Genomic DNA, 14,070 nt, shown 5'->3' on the forward strand with positions numbered 1-14,070 from the left:
CGTACACGGCCACGCTCGCGATCCCGGCGTCACGGCAGGCCCGGGCGACACGGACAGCGATTTCGCCACGGTTGGCGATCAACACCTTGCGCACGATGATTCACTCCCGATTCCGCTTGGAGTCATAAGCGTGTTCGACCGCGAGTGGCTCCAGCAATACACACCGGTGCAGGACTGGGTCCGGATCGGCAGTCGGAATCAAACGGTTTCCGGAACCGGAAAGCGGGAGGTCAGGAAAACGTCAAGTAGGCGGTCAGGAGAATGTCAAGTAATCGGACGGGAGAGCGCGGGAGGGCGCCGAAGAGTGTCGAGTGGGACGTCGGGAGGGGGTCCGGCAAGAGGGCGGAATCCGTCAGACTTCCGGTCGGGATCCGGGTCCGGTGGCGGGCCACCGGACCCGGAGCCGTGCCGAACGGGGTGCGGGCCGACGGATTCGGGCCAATCGGCGACCCGGCTGACCGGCGACCCCGTTGACCGGTGACCCGGCCACCCGGTCGCCTGTTTGCCTGCTCGCCAGTCCGTGCGGCCGTCAGACCGACGGCAGGGTCGTGCGGTACCAGTGGGCGGCCCGCCGGAAACCGGAGTGGAATCCGTCGCCCGGTGACTGGCCAAGGTCGGACCACAGGGCGGTGCCATCGAAGACGTGATCCGTCGTCAGCAGGTCGAGCCCGGACGCGGGCATCCCGTTCTCCGTCAGGATCTCGCGGGCCCGTTCGACGGTGAGATCCTCGCTCGGCCAGGGGATCCCCGCGCAGTCGGCGACGGCACGCAGGGCGCTGACCGTGCCGACGGGCTCCGGGTGAGTGGCGTGGTACACCGATGCCGACAGAGCGGAGCCGGGGGCGAGCGCGACCGACACCAGCAGCCGAGCCAGATCCGGCGCGGAGATCATCGACATCAGTGAGGTCCACCCCGCCACCGTGCCCGGCAGGACACGCAGGATCCGGGCGAGGCCCGCTCCCACCCAGCAGTCGCCTTCCCCGTAGACCAGATGGGGCCGCAGGACCACACCGCCGGCCGAGAGGACGGCGTTCTCGGCGACGGCGCGGGTGCGGGAGGTGACGGAACCGGGATTGCGTTCGAGTTCCGCGGGCAGGCTGCCGCGGAAGGTACCGCGCCCGTACACGGAGGCGGTGCTGAGCTGGACGATGCGGCGCACTCCGGCACGTCCGGCCTCGGCGACCAGGGCCTGTGTGCCGCGGGCGTTGACGGCCTCGTTGGCTTCGGCGCTGCCGCCGATCCGCGCCGCGCAGTGGATCAGTACGTCGGCACCGTCGCACACCCCGTGCAGGGTGCCGGGCTCGGCCAGGTCGGCCCGGATGTGACGGGCGCCGGGGACGGAGACGGACGGAGGGCGCCGCACATGTGTCATGAGGCTGAGCTCGGCCCCCGTCCGGGCGGCCTCGCGGACGACATGTCCTCCGATGAACCCGGACGCGCCGGTGATCAGGATGGTGGGCATCGGCACACTCCCCAAGGGCGGGCGGCCGGCTCAGTGGACGCCGGGACGCAGGACGAGTTCGGAGGTGAAGACGGTCTCCCCGCGCTGGGTGCCGCGCACCCGCACCTGAAGTTCGCCGCCGGGGCCGTGCGGTGCGGTCTCCGCCTCGATCCAGCACGGGGCGTCGAATTCGGCGTAGCGCGCGAAGTCGCTCGACAGGCTGAGCAGCAGCGCACCGGGCAACCCGGTCGCGGCATGGGCGGCTTGCCGCGCCGCCTCTATCAGCACCATGCCGGGTATGTGGTCGACGGGGTGGTCGAAGTAGGTGGGATGGGCGACGTCGACCCGTAGCTCCCAGAGGTTGCGCCTGCCCGGCTCCGGTGCGCCGAGGACGACATGCCGGGTGCTGCCGCAGCGCACGACGGACGGGTCGAGGGCCGGGGGCGGGGTGCGGTCGGTGGTGGTGGGGCGTTCGCCGCGCAGCCGTCGGTACACATCGGGTCGCATACAGCGGAACGCGGCCGTCGCCGTCGCGCGGGCCCCGCCCTCACGCAGCACGGTGACGTCGTAGCGCATTTCCTGGAGGGTGCGGCCCCGCCGGACGATGTCCCGGCAGACCGTGTGCATCTCGACCTCGGTGGGGACGGTGTCCGCGACGAGCACGGCCGGCTCGGCGTCGAAGGACATGTCCGACATCAGGAACTGGTGGCCGAAGGGGACATCGAACTCGGCATGGGCCAGCAGGGAGCCGATCTGGCGGACGGACTCGATCAGCAGCATCGGGTCCTGGTAGCCGTAGTCGGGGACGAACAGCGCATGGCTGCGCGGCCATTGGGCCCGGACCACGAATCCGGGCAGCTCGTCACCGCCGGCGGGGGTGGGTCCGGTTCCATGCCGGCCGGTGGGTCCAGCCTGTTCCCAGCCGGTGAGGAGGACTTCCGAGACTGCCGCGCGGTGCACGTATTCACGCGGAACCGTGGTGGTCAGTCCAGTCGACAGCCCAGGACGCAGTGCTTTCGGAGAAGGTGCCCGGTCGGTGAGATGCGGCATATGCGCGCTCCTGTCTGTTTCCGGGCAGGGGGCAGGGGGTAGCAGACCTGGTGTCGCCATCCCGCCCCCCGCGACCGACGATCTACTCCGCAACAACCTACAGACAGGTCGGTTCGCTTTTTCAAGTTAAGTTTGTGTGACCCGGACTAGATGCTGTGACCACCTAGATTCACCGGCTTCGGTTCGCCTCGCGGTGTCGTACGGGTGTCCGACTCGATGGATGCGGGCGCGTTGTTTGCGCCCGGGCTGCAAGAGTGTCGTGACGGCGGGTGCCCATGTCGTGCCTGCTCGGCGTCTGTGCAGGTTGTGCGGACGTGCCCCGGATCCGTAGGGCGTGGTCGGGGAAGGCGGAGTTGGCGATGGTGATTTGCGCGGTGGCTTCGATGTGTCGCCGCGATCGGCTCCGCTTCCGGTGTGCGGGGGCGAGGTCAAGTGCGACACGCGCATGTTCCTGACTGCTTCTTCTCCGCTTCCTGTCCGTATGCCGCCGGACGCACGCTCCCCTGTGAGCGTACGGGTTGTCCAGGATTGGGTAGATGGAAGTGTGCCGTCGGCCGGATCACGATCGGTCGGCCGAGGCCGATATGCCCTCGTGATGCCATCCAGCCCGGCCGAGGCGACTTGCCCTTTTTGTTCGCATCCTCGGAGGAGAAGCCGACGGGCATGTATGGTTCCGCCCGGATCGACGGCCCTGCCCTGGATGCCTCTGAGGCAGCACTCAGGGGGAACGAATCGGTCAAAAGACTGGAAAGTCCATGAAGAAATTGCCTGACACGGACGTGACCGGCTGGTTGCCGTGATGTGTCAGGTCTCGCAATCCATTGACAATCAGACAAGTCTGTTTGATACCGTCCGGGTCGCGAGCCTTCAACAGTCCGTGATGGCCTGGATGTGTATCAGGGGGAGCGAATGAACCGGCACAGCGCAGAACTCCTCGAAACCTCGCCGGGGCGCCGACTCCCACACGCCCCGGCAGCTGCGGCGAGGAATGCCGCCGCCTCGCCGGGCGCGCCCCCGGAGGGAGCGCTCAACGTCCTGGTCGTCGAGAACGACCAGCGGGCCGCGGACACGCTTCTGCAGGGCCTGGCCCGGCAGGGCTACACCACCCGCAGTGTCGCCACCGGCGCCCAGGCGCTGCGCTGTCACCGCGACGTCGATCTGATACTGCTCGACCTCGACCTGCCCGATCTGGACGGCCTGGAGGTGTGCCGCGGCATCCGCGCGGTGGCCGACACGCCGATCATCACGGTCACCGCGCGCAGCTCGGAACTCGACCGCGTGCTCGGCCTCCAGGCGGGTTCCGACGACTATCTGGTCAAGCCGTACGGCTTCCGCGAACTGCTGGCACGGATGGAAGCGGTGATGCGGCGGGTGCGCTCACAGCCGGCCGTCGCCCGGGTCATCACCCACGGGGCCCTGGTCATCGACGCGGGCGCCCGCGTGGCCACCCTGGAAGGGCAGCCGCTGGATCTGACCCGCAAGGAGTTCGACCTGCTTTATCTGCTGGCCTCGCAGCCCGGCACCGTCATCCCGAGGCGCCAGATCATGGCCCAGGTGTGGGACGACGCGTGGTCGCCGCGCGGCCGCACGGTCGACACGCATGTCGGCACCCTGCGCAGCAAGCTCGGCTCCGGCGACTGGATCATCACCGTCCGGGGCATCGGCTTCCGGCTCGGGCACCCCTGAGCTCGGGCACCCCGGCGGTACCTGTTCGCCTCCCCCGCGTGTCCGATGCGCCCGCCGGTCCGTCTCCGCCCCTCGCCTGTCCTGTCCCCGCCCCGTCCGGTTGTGACAACGCACCCAACCTGACGTTACGGTACAGACAAGTCTGTTGAATTCTATGGGCGGGGTAAGAACTGGCATGGCTCAGCAGGAACGCGGCAAACGCTCACGACGGTCGATCCTGGAGGCCGCCGCCCAGGTCTTCGACGAGCGGGGCTACGACGCCGCCAGCACCAACGAGATCCTCGCGCGCACCGGCCTCACCCGAGGCTCCCTCTACCACCACTTCCCGTCCAAGGAAGCCATCGCTCTGGCCCTCGTCGAGGCCCACGCCGAAGCCCTGGAGGCGCCGGAACACCCGGTGAGGGTCCAGTCCGTGATCGACCTGACGCTGGAGTTCGCCCGGCGCCTGCAGCACGACCCGGTGCTGCGCGCGAGCGTGCGCCTGAGCATCGAGCAGACCTCCTTCGCCTATCCGCCGCAGGCCGCCTACGAGCAGTCCAACGAGACCATCCTGAAGCTGCTTCAGGAGGCCGAGAAGCGGGACGAGATACTGCCGGGCGTGGACGTGCGCGAGGCCACGGCGACGATCGTGGGCTCCTTCACCGGCCTGCAGATCATGTCCCAGGTGTATACGAACCGCGAGGATCTGCCCGAACGCGTAAGCGTCTTCTGGAAGTTCTTCCTCCCGGGTCTGGCCACCCCGGGCCTGATCAGCCGACTGCGTACGACGCTCCCGCCGGGCTGACGCGCTGTGCCCGGAGCGCGGCGCGTGCCGGCCGCCGGTCCTTCTCAGCCGGCGCTCCGGGCCTTCTCGGCGTGCCCAGTGTTCCCGGCGCTCTCCGGGTTCCCGGCGTTCTCGCGGTTCCCGGCGCTGTCATCGGTGTCGTCCTGGCCGAACAGAGGCCGCATCAGATCCCACAGCCGGTGTGAGGTCTCTCCGGCCCACCAGCCCGGATCGGAGTGGCCCAGGGACTCGATGCCGGCGGCCACCACCACGGACAGGTCCGCCAGGTCTCCCGCAGGTCCGGCGCCCTTCTTCTGTGTGTCGGCGACGCGCCTGCGGACGAGCGCCAGCAGGTCGTCGCGCAGGCGTGGAGGCCCGGCCGACCCGTCGGCCGCCAGCTGCATCCCCGCGCGGACGACCGTCTCGGTGCGAAGGGCCTCGCCGAAGGCGACGAGGAACCGCTCGGGCGCGTCCGCCTCCGGTCCCGCGAACGCCTCCTCGGTGAGTGCCTGGACCCGCAGACGGGCCTGCTCGTACACGGCCGCCGTGAGAGCGGAGGTCGAGGGGAAGTGGTGGTAGAGCGCCCCGCGGCTGACCCCGGCCCGTCGGCAGATGTTGACCAGCCCCGCGTCCGACAGCCAGCCGTCCGCTATGAGTTCGGCGGTGGCACGGACGAGTGCTTGCCGGGTCTGCTCGGACCGTGCCTGCATCGGTTCGCACCTGCCTTCTCGTCGTACGGCTGACTCTCTGCGGCTGTCTACGGCTCTGCAGAGGCCTTATCGTCCCTATGGGTTTCTCTTCCACGGCACGTGGCTTGCATGCGGGCGCGTGAGTGCTCCGGGCCCGCGCGGCGGCATGAATCATACAACCATGCCTGTTTTTGGCGACCCCTGAGACCGAGGTTTCCTTTACTTGATCTTCGTGCGGAGGCGACCCCCTGTCCTTGCTGGTGGTTGTTCGTAAATGTGCTCGACGGGCTGGGGTTTGAAGCTCTCGTCAATCAGACAGGCTTGTTTGGTAATCCGGGCGGGCGACCGGTAGAACCAGCGGAGCGTCACCATGTGAACCGTTGCGGTCACCCACACACCGCGCCGACCGCGAACCGTCGCCCGCGGGTTGTCCACAAGCACCTTGTCCACAGGGGCTGACGCCCCCCGGCCTCCCACCTGTACGGTCGTCCGCGGTCGATGTTCGTAACGACGGCGTGAACAACGGGGGAGGCGGTCGCCATGACCGAAACCGGTGCAGAGACCGAAGTGACGGTGCCGCGGCAGGCGGCCAGGATGTCCGGGGTACGGGGCTTCGCCCGATGGCCGGTTCAGGGCTCCCCCAAAGAAGAGGGCAAGGCGATTCGCGCACGGGTGCGACGCCGGGCCCACGCCGAACTGGCCCTCGACGCCGACCGCCCGGACGCGGTCACCGCGGTCGAGGAGTCCAGCCGAGACCGGATCCCCGAGCTCACCCCCATACGCGTCGGCCGGATGGCCGCGACCCCCTTCGCGTTCCTGCGCGGCTCGGCGGGCCTCATGGCGTACGACCTCGCACGCACCCCGATGACAGGCATCGACGCCCAGATCTGCGGCGACGCCCACGCGGCCAACTTCGGTCTGTACGCGGACGCACGGGGCGGCCTGGTCATCGACCTGAACGACTTCGACGAGACGGTGCCCGGCCCCTGGGAGTGGGACCTCAAGCGTCTGGCCACATCCCTGGTGCTCGCCGGCCGTGAAGCGGGCGCCGACGAGGACACGTGCCGGCAGGCGGCCTACGACACGGTGGGCGCGTACCGGCGGACGATGCGCCTGCTGGCCAAGCTCCCCGTTCTGGACGCATGGAACGCGATCGCCGACGAGGAACTCGTCTCCCACACGGACGCTCACGACCTGCTCGGCACACTGGAGAGAGTCTCGGAGAAGGCACGGAACAACACGAGCGGACGGTTCGCGGCGAAATCCACGGAACCACACGAGGACGGCGGCCGCCGCTTCGTGGAAGCACATCCGGTGCTGCGCCGCATACCGGACGCCGAGGCGGCGGCCGTCGCGGCATCACTGGAGCACTATCTGACGACGCTGTCCGAGGACCGCCTCCCGCTCCTGGCCCGGTACGCCGTGCACGACGTGGCGTTCCGCGTGGTCGGCACGGGAAGCGTGGGCACGCGCTCCTATGTGGTGCTGCTCCTCGACCACCGTGGCGAGCCGCTGATCCTCCAGGTCAAGGAGGCACGTCCGTCCGCCCTGCTCCCCCACCTTGCCACCATCGGCCGCCAGGTGCCGGAAGTGGAACACGAGGGCCGCCGGGTCGTCCTCGGCCAGAAGCGCATGCAGGTCGTCAGCGACATCCTGCTGGGCTGGACATCCGTGGACGGGCGTCCTTACCAGGTACGGCAGTTCCGCAACCGCAAGGGCAGCGTCGACCCCGCCGCGCTGGCCGCCGACCAGATAGACGACTACGCCCGGATGACGGGCGCGCTGCTGGCCCGGGCGCACTCCCACAGCGTCGACCCGCGCCTGATCTCCGGCTACTGCGGCAAGAACGAGGAACTGGACGAAGCCATGGCCGCCTTCGCCATGTCCTACGCGGACCGCACAGAGGCAGACCACGCCCATCTGGTGTCAGCCGTGCGGACCGGGCGCGTTGCGGGGGAGATGGGGGTCTGAGGACGGGGCGGGACAGGCTGGAGCTCGTCGGGCGTGATTCATGCAAGGTGCCGTCGCGGGAATGGCGCCGCGGACGTGACTTACCCTGGTGCGGTGACGCCCGAAGCCGAGCAGAGCGAGTCCCAGTCCGCTGCCGAGGAACCGGTCGCCCGGGGTGCCGGGTCCCATGAAGGTGCGGACACCGGTGCCGAGGAGTCGGCCGCCGCCGGGTCCGGCGCGGGTGCGGACGGTGCCACGGCCGGGGCGCGCCCCGAGGAGCGGCTGGAGCGAGCCGTGCGGGCCGCCGAGCAGGCGCTGATCGAGTACGAGATCGCCGTGGAGACGTTCCGCGTCGAGGTGGAGAACTTCTCCCGGCTGCACCACCAGAAGCTGGGGCCGATGTACACGCGCCTCGACGAGCTGGAGGCGGAGATCGCCGAGGTGCGGGCCGCCCGCACCGGGGACCCCGACGACATCCGCCGCGCGCACGAGGCGCGTGCCCGGGTCATGCCGATGCCGGGCGTCGATGAGCTGTTCCACGGCTGGATGGACTCCGAGGAAGGACTGTTCCCGGAGGCCGAGGCGATGCTGACGGACCGGCCCGTGCGGTCCCCGCAGCGGGTCCGCCCCAGCGATGAGGCCCGCAAGCTCTACCGTGAGCTCGCCCGCAAGGCGCACCCGGACCTCGCTCAGGACGAGGGAGAGCGCGTCCGCCGTGAGGAGTTCATCACGCGTGTCAACGCCGCCTACGCCCGTGGTGACGAGGCGCTGCTGAGGGAGCTGTCCGCGGAGTGGGCCGCGGGCCCCGTGCCCGAGGAGCGTGGGCCGAGCCGCGCCGAGGAGCTCTACGCCCGGCTCGAGTGGCTTGCCCAGCGCAAGGAGATGCTCACGCTTCTGGCGCGGGAGCTGGAGGAGAGCGCCATCGGCTCCATGCTGCGGCTCGCGTCCGACGACCCCGACGGCCTTCTCGACGAGATCGCGGAACAGCTGCTGGCGCAGGTCTCGGAGAAGGAATCCGAACTGGAGCAGCTGCGCGGCTGAGCCGGTCGTGATGCGCGCGGTCCCGCCCCCCCGGGGCCGGAGCCGGGGCCGGGGCACGTTCGGGCGGTCGTCAGGTAGCGTCGGGGTATGCATTTCGGAGCTGGTGTGCCCACGGTGGAGGTCACGGACCTCAAGGACGACGACTTCCTGCTGGACGTCCGCGAGGACGACGAGTGGCAGGCCGGTCACGCTGCGAAGGCGCTGCACATCCCCCTCAGTGATTTCGTGTCACGGTACGGGGAGTTCACCGAGGCGGCGCCGCAGGACGGCAGGGTCCATGTGATCTGCCGCTCCGGTGGCCGTTCGGCCCAGGTGGCGATGTATCTGGTCCAGCAGGGCATCGACGCGGTGAATGTCGACGGTGGCATGCAGGTCTGGGCCGCCGCGGGCCGCCCTGTCGTGGACGACAGGGGCGAGCCCGGCTTCGTGCTGTAGTCCGGCGGCCGCCTTCCGGGCGGCGGGTGCCGTCCGCTCACCCCAGGGGGTGCGCGGCGAGCAGGTCGCCCAGCGCTTCCTCGTGTGCGGCTGCCGGGCCGAGCGAGAGCTCCAGGTGCTTGGCCCAGGCGTGGTACCGGTGCAGCGAGTAGTCGGTGTCGGCGCCGAAACCCCCGTGCAGGTGCTGCGCGGTCTGCACCACGCGGCGTACGCCCTCCGACGCCCAGATCTTCGCCACGGCCACGTCGCCGGCCGCGGGCAGTGCACCCGCGGTGCGGGAGCTGATCCGCCACGCGGCCTGCCAGAGTGTGGCCTCCATGGCCCGCAGGTCGATGTACCGGTCGGCGGCCTGCACGGCCACCGCCTGGAAGGTGGCGATGGGGTGGCCGAACTGTTCCCGCTTGCCGGTGTACTCGCTCGTCATGCGCAGGACGGCTTCGCCGAGACCGAGTGCGAGCGCGCAGGTCCCGGTGGTGAGCAGAAGGCGCAGCCATTCCCAGGCTCCCTCGGCCTGGATCACGTATCGCGGAGCGATATGCGCGGATTCAAGGCTTATGTCGGCGAGCCGCTCTCCGGTGGTGGAGAACTGTTCGGCCAGGGCGACGCCCTTGTGCGTGCGGGGTACCAGCGCGAGGAGGGGGAGTCCTGTGTCGTCGGCGTGTGCGGGTACGAGGATGGTGTCGGCGGTGTGGGCCCAGGGCACTGAGGTCTGTGTCCCGTCCAGCGCCCATGTGCCGTCCGCGTTCCGTCGTGCGGCCACAGCGAGTTCGGCCGGGTCGTGTCCGCTGCGACCGTGCGCCGCGACCGTCAGGACGTGTTCCCCGCGGCCCGACCGGGCGAGCAGTTCCTCCTTCAGTTCAGGGCTGCCATAGGTCTGTACGGCCGCCGCCGCGGCGGTGTTCTCCAGCAGGGGTACGCGGGCGAGTGTCTTCGCCGACTCCCGCAGCACCAGGCAGAGGGCGATGGCGTCGAGGCCCGCGCCGCCGTACCGCTCGTCCAGGAGCAGGCTCAGCAGGTCGGCGTGCGCGAGCCGCGTCCACAGCGGGCGGTCGAAGTCGTCGGCGACGGCGCCCGTGGTCAGGGCGGGGCTGGGCACCGCGTCCGGTGCGGTCCCGGCGAACACGGCCTTCGCCGCTTCGAGCGCCGCCTGCTGCTCCTCGCTGAAGGTGAAGTCCACGGCCTGTCCTCCTGGCGGATCCGCTGATCTGACGGAGCGTCAAGATAGAACAGGTTCTGGGAGAAGGGAACGGCCGGGCGGTGTGCGCGTCGGCAAAGGGCCGTCCCCGCACCCCGACGAACCCGTGTCATCCGTCGTCAGCCACCCCGCTCACCGGTCGAAGTCCAGCTCCACCGTCTCCGTCACCGGATGCGACTGGCAGGCCAGCACATATCCCGCGTCCGTCTCCTCCGGTTCCAGCGCGAAGTTGCGGTCCATGCGCACCTCGCCGGAGACCAGGAACGCCCTGCAGGTACCGCACACCCCGCCCTTGCAGGCATAAGGCGCGTCCGCACGGTTGCGCAGCACCGTCTCCAGCAGTGACTCGCCGTCCTGGACGGGCCAGGTGCCGCCGCGTCCGTCGAGCCGCGCGGTCACCGTGCTGTGCACGGGGGCCGGTATGGACGGCCCCGCCGTGGTCCCGTCGTCCACATGGAAGATCTCCTCGTGGATGCGAGCCCGCGGCACTCCGAGGCCACGCAGTGTCCGCTCTGCGGACTGCACCAGCCCGAACGGTCCGCACAGGAACCAGCCCGCCACGCTCTGCACCGGCAGCAGCGCCGGCAGGAGAGCTGACAGCCGCTCCTCATCCAGGCGCCCGGAGGGCAGCCCCGCCTGCTGTTCCTCCCGGGAGAGCACCGTGACCAGCTGGAACCGCTCGGGGAAGCGGTCCTTGAGGTCGGCGACCTCTTCCAGGAACATCGTCGAGGCGGTCGTCCGGTCGCTGCGGACGAGGCAGAACCGGGCCTGGGGTTCCCGCGCGAGCAGCGTCGCCGCGATCGACAGCACGGGAGTGATACCGCTTCCGCCGACGACGGCCGCGTACAGCCCGGCCGCGGGCTCCAGGGTGAAGCGGCCCGCCGGTGTCATGACGTCCAGCTCGTCTCCGACCGCGATCTCCTTGAGCGCGTAGGCGGAGAACGCCCCGCCCTCGACCAGCCGCACTCCGACGCGCAGGGTGTCCGGGCCTTCCCCGTCCGGTGCGGGTGCGGCGGAGCAGATGGAGTAGGTGCGCCTGACCTCCGTGCCGTCGACGGTGCGGCGCAGAGCCAGGTGCTGGCCGGGCGAGTGCCGGTAGTCCTCGCGCAGCGCTGGGGGCACGGCGAAGGTGAGGGCCACGGAGTCGTCGGTGAGCCGGTCGACCGCGGCCACCTGGAGCGGGTGGAAACGGGCCATCACAGCTCCTTGAAGTGGTCGAACGGCTCACGGCAGGCCAGGCAGCGGCGCAGCGCCTTGCACGCGGTGGACGAGAAGCGGCTCAGCAGTTCGGTCTCGGCCGACCCGCAGAACGGGCAGTGCACCGGGCCCTCCGGCTCGGGAGAACCGGCAGCGGTGCGGGTCGGGCCCAGCTCCACGGAGACGGGGCCGGATTGCCGGTGCTGTGCCCGCGGGGGTGCTATCCCGAACTCCCGCAGTTTGCGGCGCCCCTCCTCGGAGATGTCGTCCGTGGACCAGGCGGGGCTGAGCACGGTGCGCACGACGACATCCCGTATGCCGTGTTCATGCAGCACCCGCTCGATGTCCATGGACATCGCCTCGATCGCGGGGCAGCCCGTGTAGGTCGGGGTCAGCTCGACCTCGACGGCGTTCGTTCCGCGCACATGGACCGCGCGCAGGACGCCCAGTTCCTCCAGGGTGAGTACGGGCAGCTCCGGGTCGAGGACGGAACCGGCGAGCCTGCGCAGTTCCTCTTCGAGGGCCGTGGCCCGGTCCGTGGTGGTCACCATGACGCCCCCGGGTGGCTGCGGTGCAGATGCTGCATCTCGGCGAGCATCCGCCCGAAGGATTCGGTGTGCAGGCCCTGCCGCCCGGCGCCGGCGGTCCACGCACCGGACCGCGGTCCCTCGGGGACGTCCAGGGTGGCCCGCCGCAGGACGGCGCTCACCGATTCGAGCCAGGTTTCGTTCATCGCGGTCCAGTCGACGTCCAGGCCCTCGACCGGCTGGAACATCTCATCTGTGAACCGCCACAGCGCCTCGCACGCGCGCCGCATCCGTTCATGGCTGACGTCCGTGCCGTCGCCGAGCCTCAGGGTCCACTGCTCGGCGTGGTCCTGGTGGTAGGCGACCTCCTTGACCGCCTTGGCCGCGAGAGGGGCGAACCCGCTCTCACCGGCCGCCAGCTGGGTGTACAGGAGCCGCTGGTAGGTGGAGAAGTACAGCTGGCGGGCGATGGTGTGCGCGAAGTCGCCGTTGGACTGTTCCACCAGCTGCAGATTGCGGAAGGCGCGTTCCTCCCGCAGGTAGGCGAGCTCGTCCTCGTCGCCCGCCATGGACAGCAGGACCCGGGCCTGGCCGAGCAGGTCGAGGGCGATGTTGGCGAGGGCGACCTCTTCCTCGAGCACCGGCGCGTGGCCGGCCCACTCCCCGAGCCGGTGCGAGAGCACCAGGGCGTCGTCGCCGAGGGCCAGGGCTGCCGCGGTGTGCGTGGTGACGGTCACAGGTGCTGCACCCCCTCCGGGATCTCGTAGAACGTCGGGTGCCGGTAGGGCTTGTCGGCGGCCGGTTCGAAGAACGGGTCCTTCTCGTCGGGCGAGGACGCGGTGATCGCCGCGGACGGCACAACCCAGATCGAGACGCCCTCGCCGCGGCGGGTGTACAGATCGCGCGCGTTGCGCAGGGCGAACTCGGCGTCCGGAGCGTGCAGGCTGCCGGCGTGGGTGTGCGAGAGGCCGCGGCGGGAGCGCACGAAGACCTCCCACAGGGGCCAGTCGGTGTTCGTCATGCTGGTGTCGCTCCCGTTCCGCTGTGCTTCGCCGCGTGGGCCGCGGCGGCATCCCGTACCCAGGCGCCCTCGTCGTGCGCCCGTCTGCGCTGCGTGATCCGCTGTTCGTTGCAAGGGCCGTTGCCCTTGAGGACCCCCCAGAACTCCGTCCAGTCGATGGGGCCGAAGTCGTGCTGTCCTCGCTCCTCGTTCCACCGCAGCTGCGGGTCGGGGAGGGTCAGGCCCAGCGACTCGGCCTGAGGGACGCAGATGTCCACGAAACGCTGGCGCAGTTCGTCGTTGGAGTGCCGCTTGATCTTCCAGGCCATCGACTGCGCGGAGTGCGCCGACTCGTCGTCGGGCGGGCCGAACATCATCAGGGACGGCCACCACCACCGGTCCACGGCATCCTGCGCCATCGCGTGCTGCTCCGGGGTGCCCTTGCTGAGGGCGAGCAGCAGCTCGTATCCCTGGCGCTGGTGGAAGGACTCCTCCTTGCAGATGCGGACCATCGCACGGGCGTAGGGGCCGTATGAGCAGCGGCACAGGGGGACCTGGTTTGTGATCGCGGCGCCGTCCACCAGCCAGCCGATGGCGCCGACATCCGCCCAGGTCAACGTGGGGTAGTTGAAGATCGACGAATACTTCTGGCGGCCCGTGTGAAGCTTGTCGAGCAGTTCGTCGCGGCTTGTGCCGAGCGTTTCGGCCGCGCTGTACAGATACAGCCCGTGGCCGGCTTCGTCCTGGACCTTGGCCATCAGGATCGCCTTGCGGCGCAGTGAGGGCGCGCGCGTGATCCAGTTGGCTTCCGGCTGCATGCCGATGATCTCGGAGTGCGCGTGCTGGGCGATCTGCCGGACCAGGGACGCGCGGTAGGCGTCGGGCATCCAGTCGCGCGGTTCGATGCGCTCGTCGGCGGCGACGGTGGCGTCGAACAGGGCCTCGTGCGCCGCCGTGTCCGCTGGTGCCGTCCCGTCCGCGCGGGCCGTCCGGTGCGCTGCTGCTGTCGCCATGCGGTCCCCCTCGATCCTTGTCTCCCGACCGATCGTTCGGTTCGGCCGATTCAATGGTGTGACGAGGCGCCGTAGGGTGTCAA

The 14,070-nt window shown here is 70.0% G+C and carries 15 protein-coding genes; 5 read left to right on the forward strand and 10 right to left on the reverse strand.

Annotated elements, in window-relative coordinates; all coding sequences use genetic code 11:
* The 3 genes from ABZ845_RS26255 to ABZ845_RS26265 all read right to left on the reverse strand — a co-directional run.
* Window positions 1-94 (reverse strand): biotin carboxylase N-terminal domain-containing protein (locus ABZ845_RS26255; RefSeq protein ID WP_280842533.1); only part of this gene is annotated, 94 nt, incomplete at its 3' end.
* Window positions 95-529: 435 nt separating this feature from the next.
* Window positions 530-1,462, reverse strand: coding sequence for an NAD-dependent epimerase/dehydratase family protein (locus ABZ845_RS26260; RefSeq protein WP_360983875.1), 933 nt, complete (start codon window positions 1,460-1,462; stop codon window positions 530-532).
* A 30-nt stretch (window positions 1,463-1,492) separates the two neighbouring features.
* Window positions 1,493-2,491: a ScbA/BarX family gamma-butyrolactone biosynthesis protein gene (locus ABZ845_RS26265; RefSeq protein WP_360983878.1), complete on the reverse strand. Its 999-nt coding sequence runs from the start codon at window positions 2,489-2,491 to the stop codon at window positions 1,493-1,495.
* 909 nt (window positions 2,492-3,400) lie between these two features.
* On the opposite strand from ABZ845_RS26265, the gene ABZ845_RS26270 reads away from it, so the two are divergent.
* Together ABZ845_RS26270 and ABZ845_RS26275 are read left to right on the forward strand one after the other, a co-directional pair.
* Window positions 3,401-4,177 (forward strand): response regulator transcription factor, encoded by a 777-nt coding sequence (locus ABZ845_RS26270; protein ID WP_360983881.1) that lies wholly within the window; start codon window positions 3,401-3,403, stop codon window positions 4,175-4,177.
* 175 nt (window positions 4,178-4,352) lie between these two features.
* On the forward strand, window positions 4,353-4,961 hold the full coding sequence (locus ABZ845_RS26275) for a ScbR family autoregulator-binding transcription factor (RefSeq protein WP_360983884.1): 609 nt from the start codon (window positions 4,353-4,355) through the stop codon (window positions 4,959-4,961).
* A 44-nt stretch (window positions 4,962-5,005) separates the two neighbouring features.
* On the opposite strand, the gene ABZ845_RS26280 is transcribed toward ABZ845_RS26275, so the two are convergent.
* Window positions 5,006-5,650: a TetR/AcrR family transcriptional regulator gene (locus ABZ845_RS26280; RefSeq protein ID WP_360983887.1), complete on the reverse strand. Its 645-nt coding sequence runs from the start codon at window positions 5,648-5,650 to the stop codon at window positions 5,006-5,008.
* A gap of 519 nt (window positions 5,651-6,169) precedes the next feature.
* On the opposite strand from ABZ845_RS26280, the gene ABZ845_RS26285 reads away from it, so the two are divergent.
* The 3 genes from ABZ845_RS26285 (at window position 6,170) to ABZ845_RS26295 (ending at window position 9,055) form a co-directional block, all read left to right on the forward strand.
* Window positions 6,170-7,600 carry a DUF2252 domain-containing protein gene (locus ABZ845_RS26285; RefSeq protein WP_360983890.1) on the forward strand — a complete coding sequence of 477 codons (1,431 nt, stop codon included), beginning with the start codon at window positions 6,170-6,172 and terminating at the stop codon, window positions 7,598-7,600.
* A gap of 261 nt (window positions 7,601-7,861) precedes the next feature.
* The gene (locus ABZ845_RS26290; protein WP_360984056.1) at window positions 7,862-8,620 is read left to right on the forward strand and encodes a hypothetical protein; all 759 of its coding nucleotides are present in this window, start codon (window positions 7,862-7,864) and stop codon (window positions 8,618-8,620) included.
* Between the two features lie 105 nt (window positions 8,621-8,725).
* Window positions 8,726-9,055 carry a rhodanese-like domain-containing protein gene (locus ABZ845_RS26295; RefSeq protein WP_360984060.1) on the forward strand — a complete coding sequence of 110 codons (330 nt, stop codon included), beginning with the start codon at window positions 8,726-8,728 and terminating at the stop codon, window positions 9,053-9,055.
* Between the two features lie 37 nt (window positions 9,056-9,092).
* Here ABZ845_RS26295 and ABZ845_RS26300 read toward each other — a convergent pair whose 3' ends face one another.
* The 6 genes from ABZ845_RS26300 to paaA form a co-directional block, all read right to left on the reverse strand.
* The gene (locus ABZ845_RS26300) at window positions 9,093-10,232 is read right to left on the reverse strand and encodes an acyl-CoA dehydrogenase family protein (protein WP_360983893.1); all 1,140 of its coding nucleotides are present in this window, start codon (window positions 10,230-10,232) and stop codon (window positions 9,093-9,095) included.
* Window positions 10,233-10,382: 150 nt separating this feature from the next.
* Entirely contained in the window at window positions 10,383-11,447 is a 1,065-nt protein-coding gene (paaE, locus tag ABZ845_RS26305) for a 1,2-phenylacetyl-CoA epoxidase subunit PaaE (RefSeq protein WP_360983896.1), read from the reverse strand.
* Window positions 11,447-11,998, reverse strand: a complete 552-nt coding sequence (gene paaD, locus ABZ845_RS26310) for a 1,2-phenylacetyl-CoA epoxidase subunit PaaD (protein WP_360983899.1) — start codon at window positions 11,996-11,998, stop codon at window positions 11,447-11,449. The genes paaE and paaD overlap by 1 nt, the downstream gene beginning before the upstream one ends.
* Window positions 11,992-12,711 carry a 1,2-phenylacetyl-CoA epoxidase subunit PaaC gene (gene paaC, locus ABZ845_RS26315; RefSeq protein ID WP_360983902.1) on the reverse strand — a complete coding sequence of 240 codons (720 nt, stop codon included), beginning with the start codon at window positions 12,709-12,711 and terminating at the stop codon, window positions 11,992-11,994. Before paaC ends, paaD begins: the two co-directional genes overlap by 7 nt.
* The gene (paaB, locus tag ABZ845_RS26320; RefSeq protein ID WP_030583433.1) at window positions 12,708-12,995 is read right to left on the reverse strand and encodes a 1,2-phenylacetyl-CoA epoxidase subunit PaaB; all 288 of its coding nucleotides are present in this window, start codon (window positions 12,993-12,995) and stop codon (window positions 12,708-12,710) included. The genes paaC and paaB overlap by 4 nt, the downstream gene beginning before the upstream one ends.
* Complete coding sequence (gene paaA, locus ABZ845_RS26325) at window positions 12,992-13,987, reverse strand: 1,2-phenylacetyl-CoA epoxidase subunit PaaA (protein WP_360983906.1); 996 nt, start codon at window positions 13,985-13,987, stop codon at window positions 12,992-12,994. Before paaA ends, paaB begins: the two co-directional genes overlap by 4 nt.
* Window positions 13,988-14,070: the final 83 nt, after the last annotated feature.

Source organism: Streptomyces sp. NPDC047022 (assembly GCF_040644155.1).
Classification (GTDB): domain Bacteria; phylum Actinomycetota; class Actinomycetes; order Streptomycetales; family Streptomycetaceae; genus Streptomyces.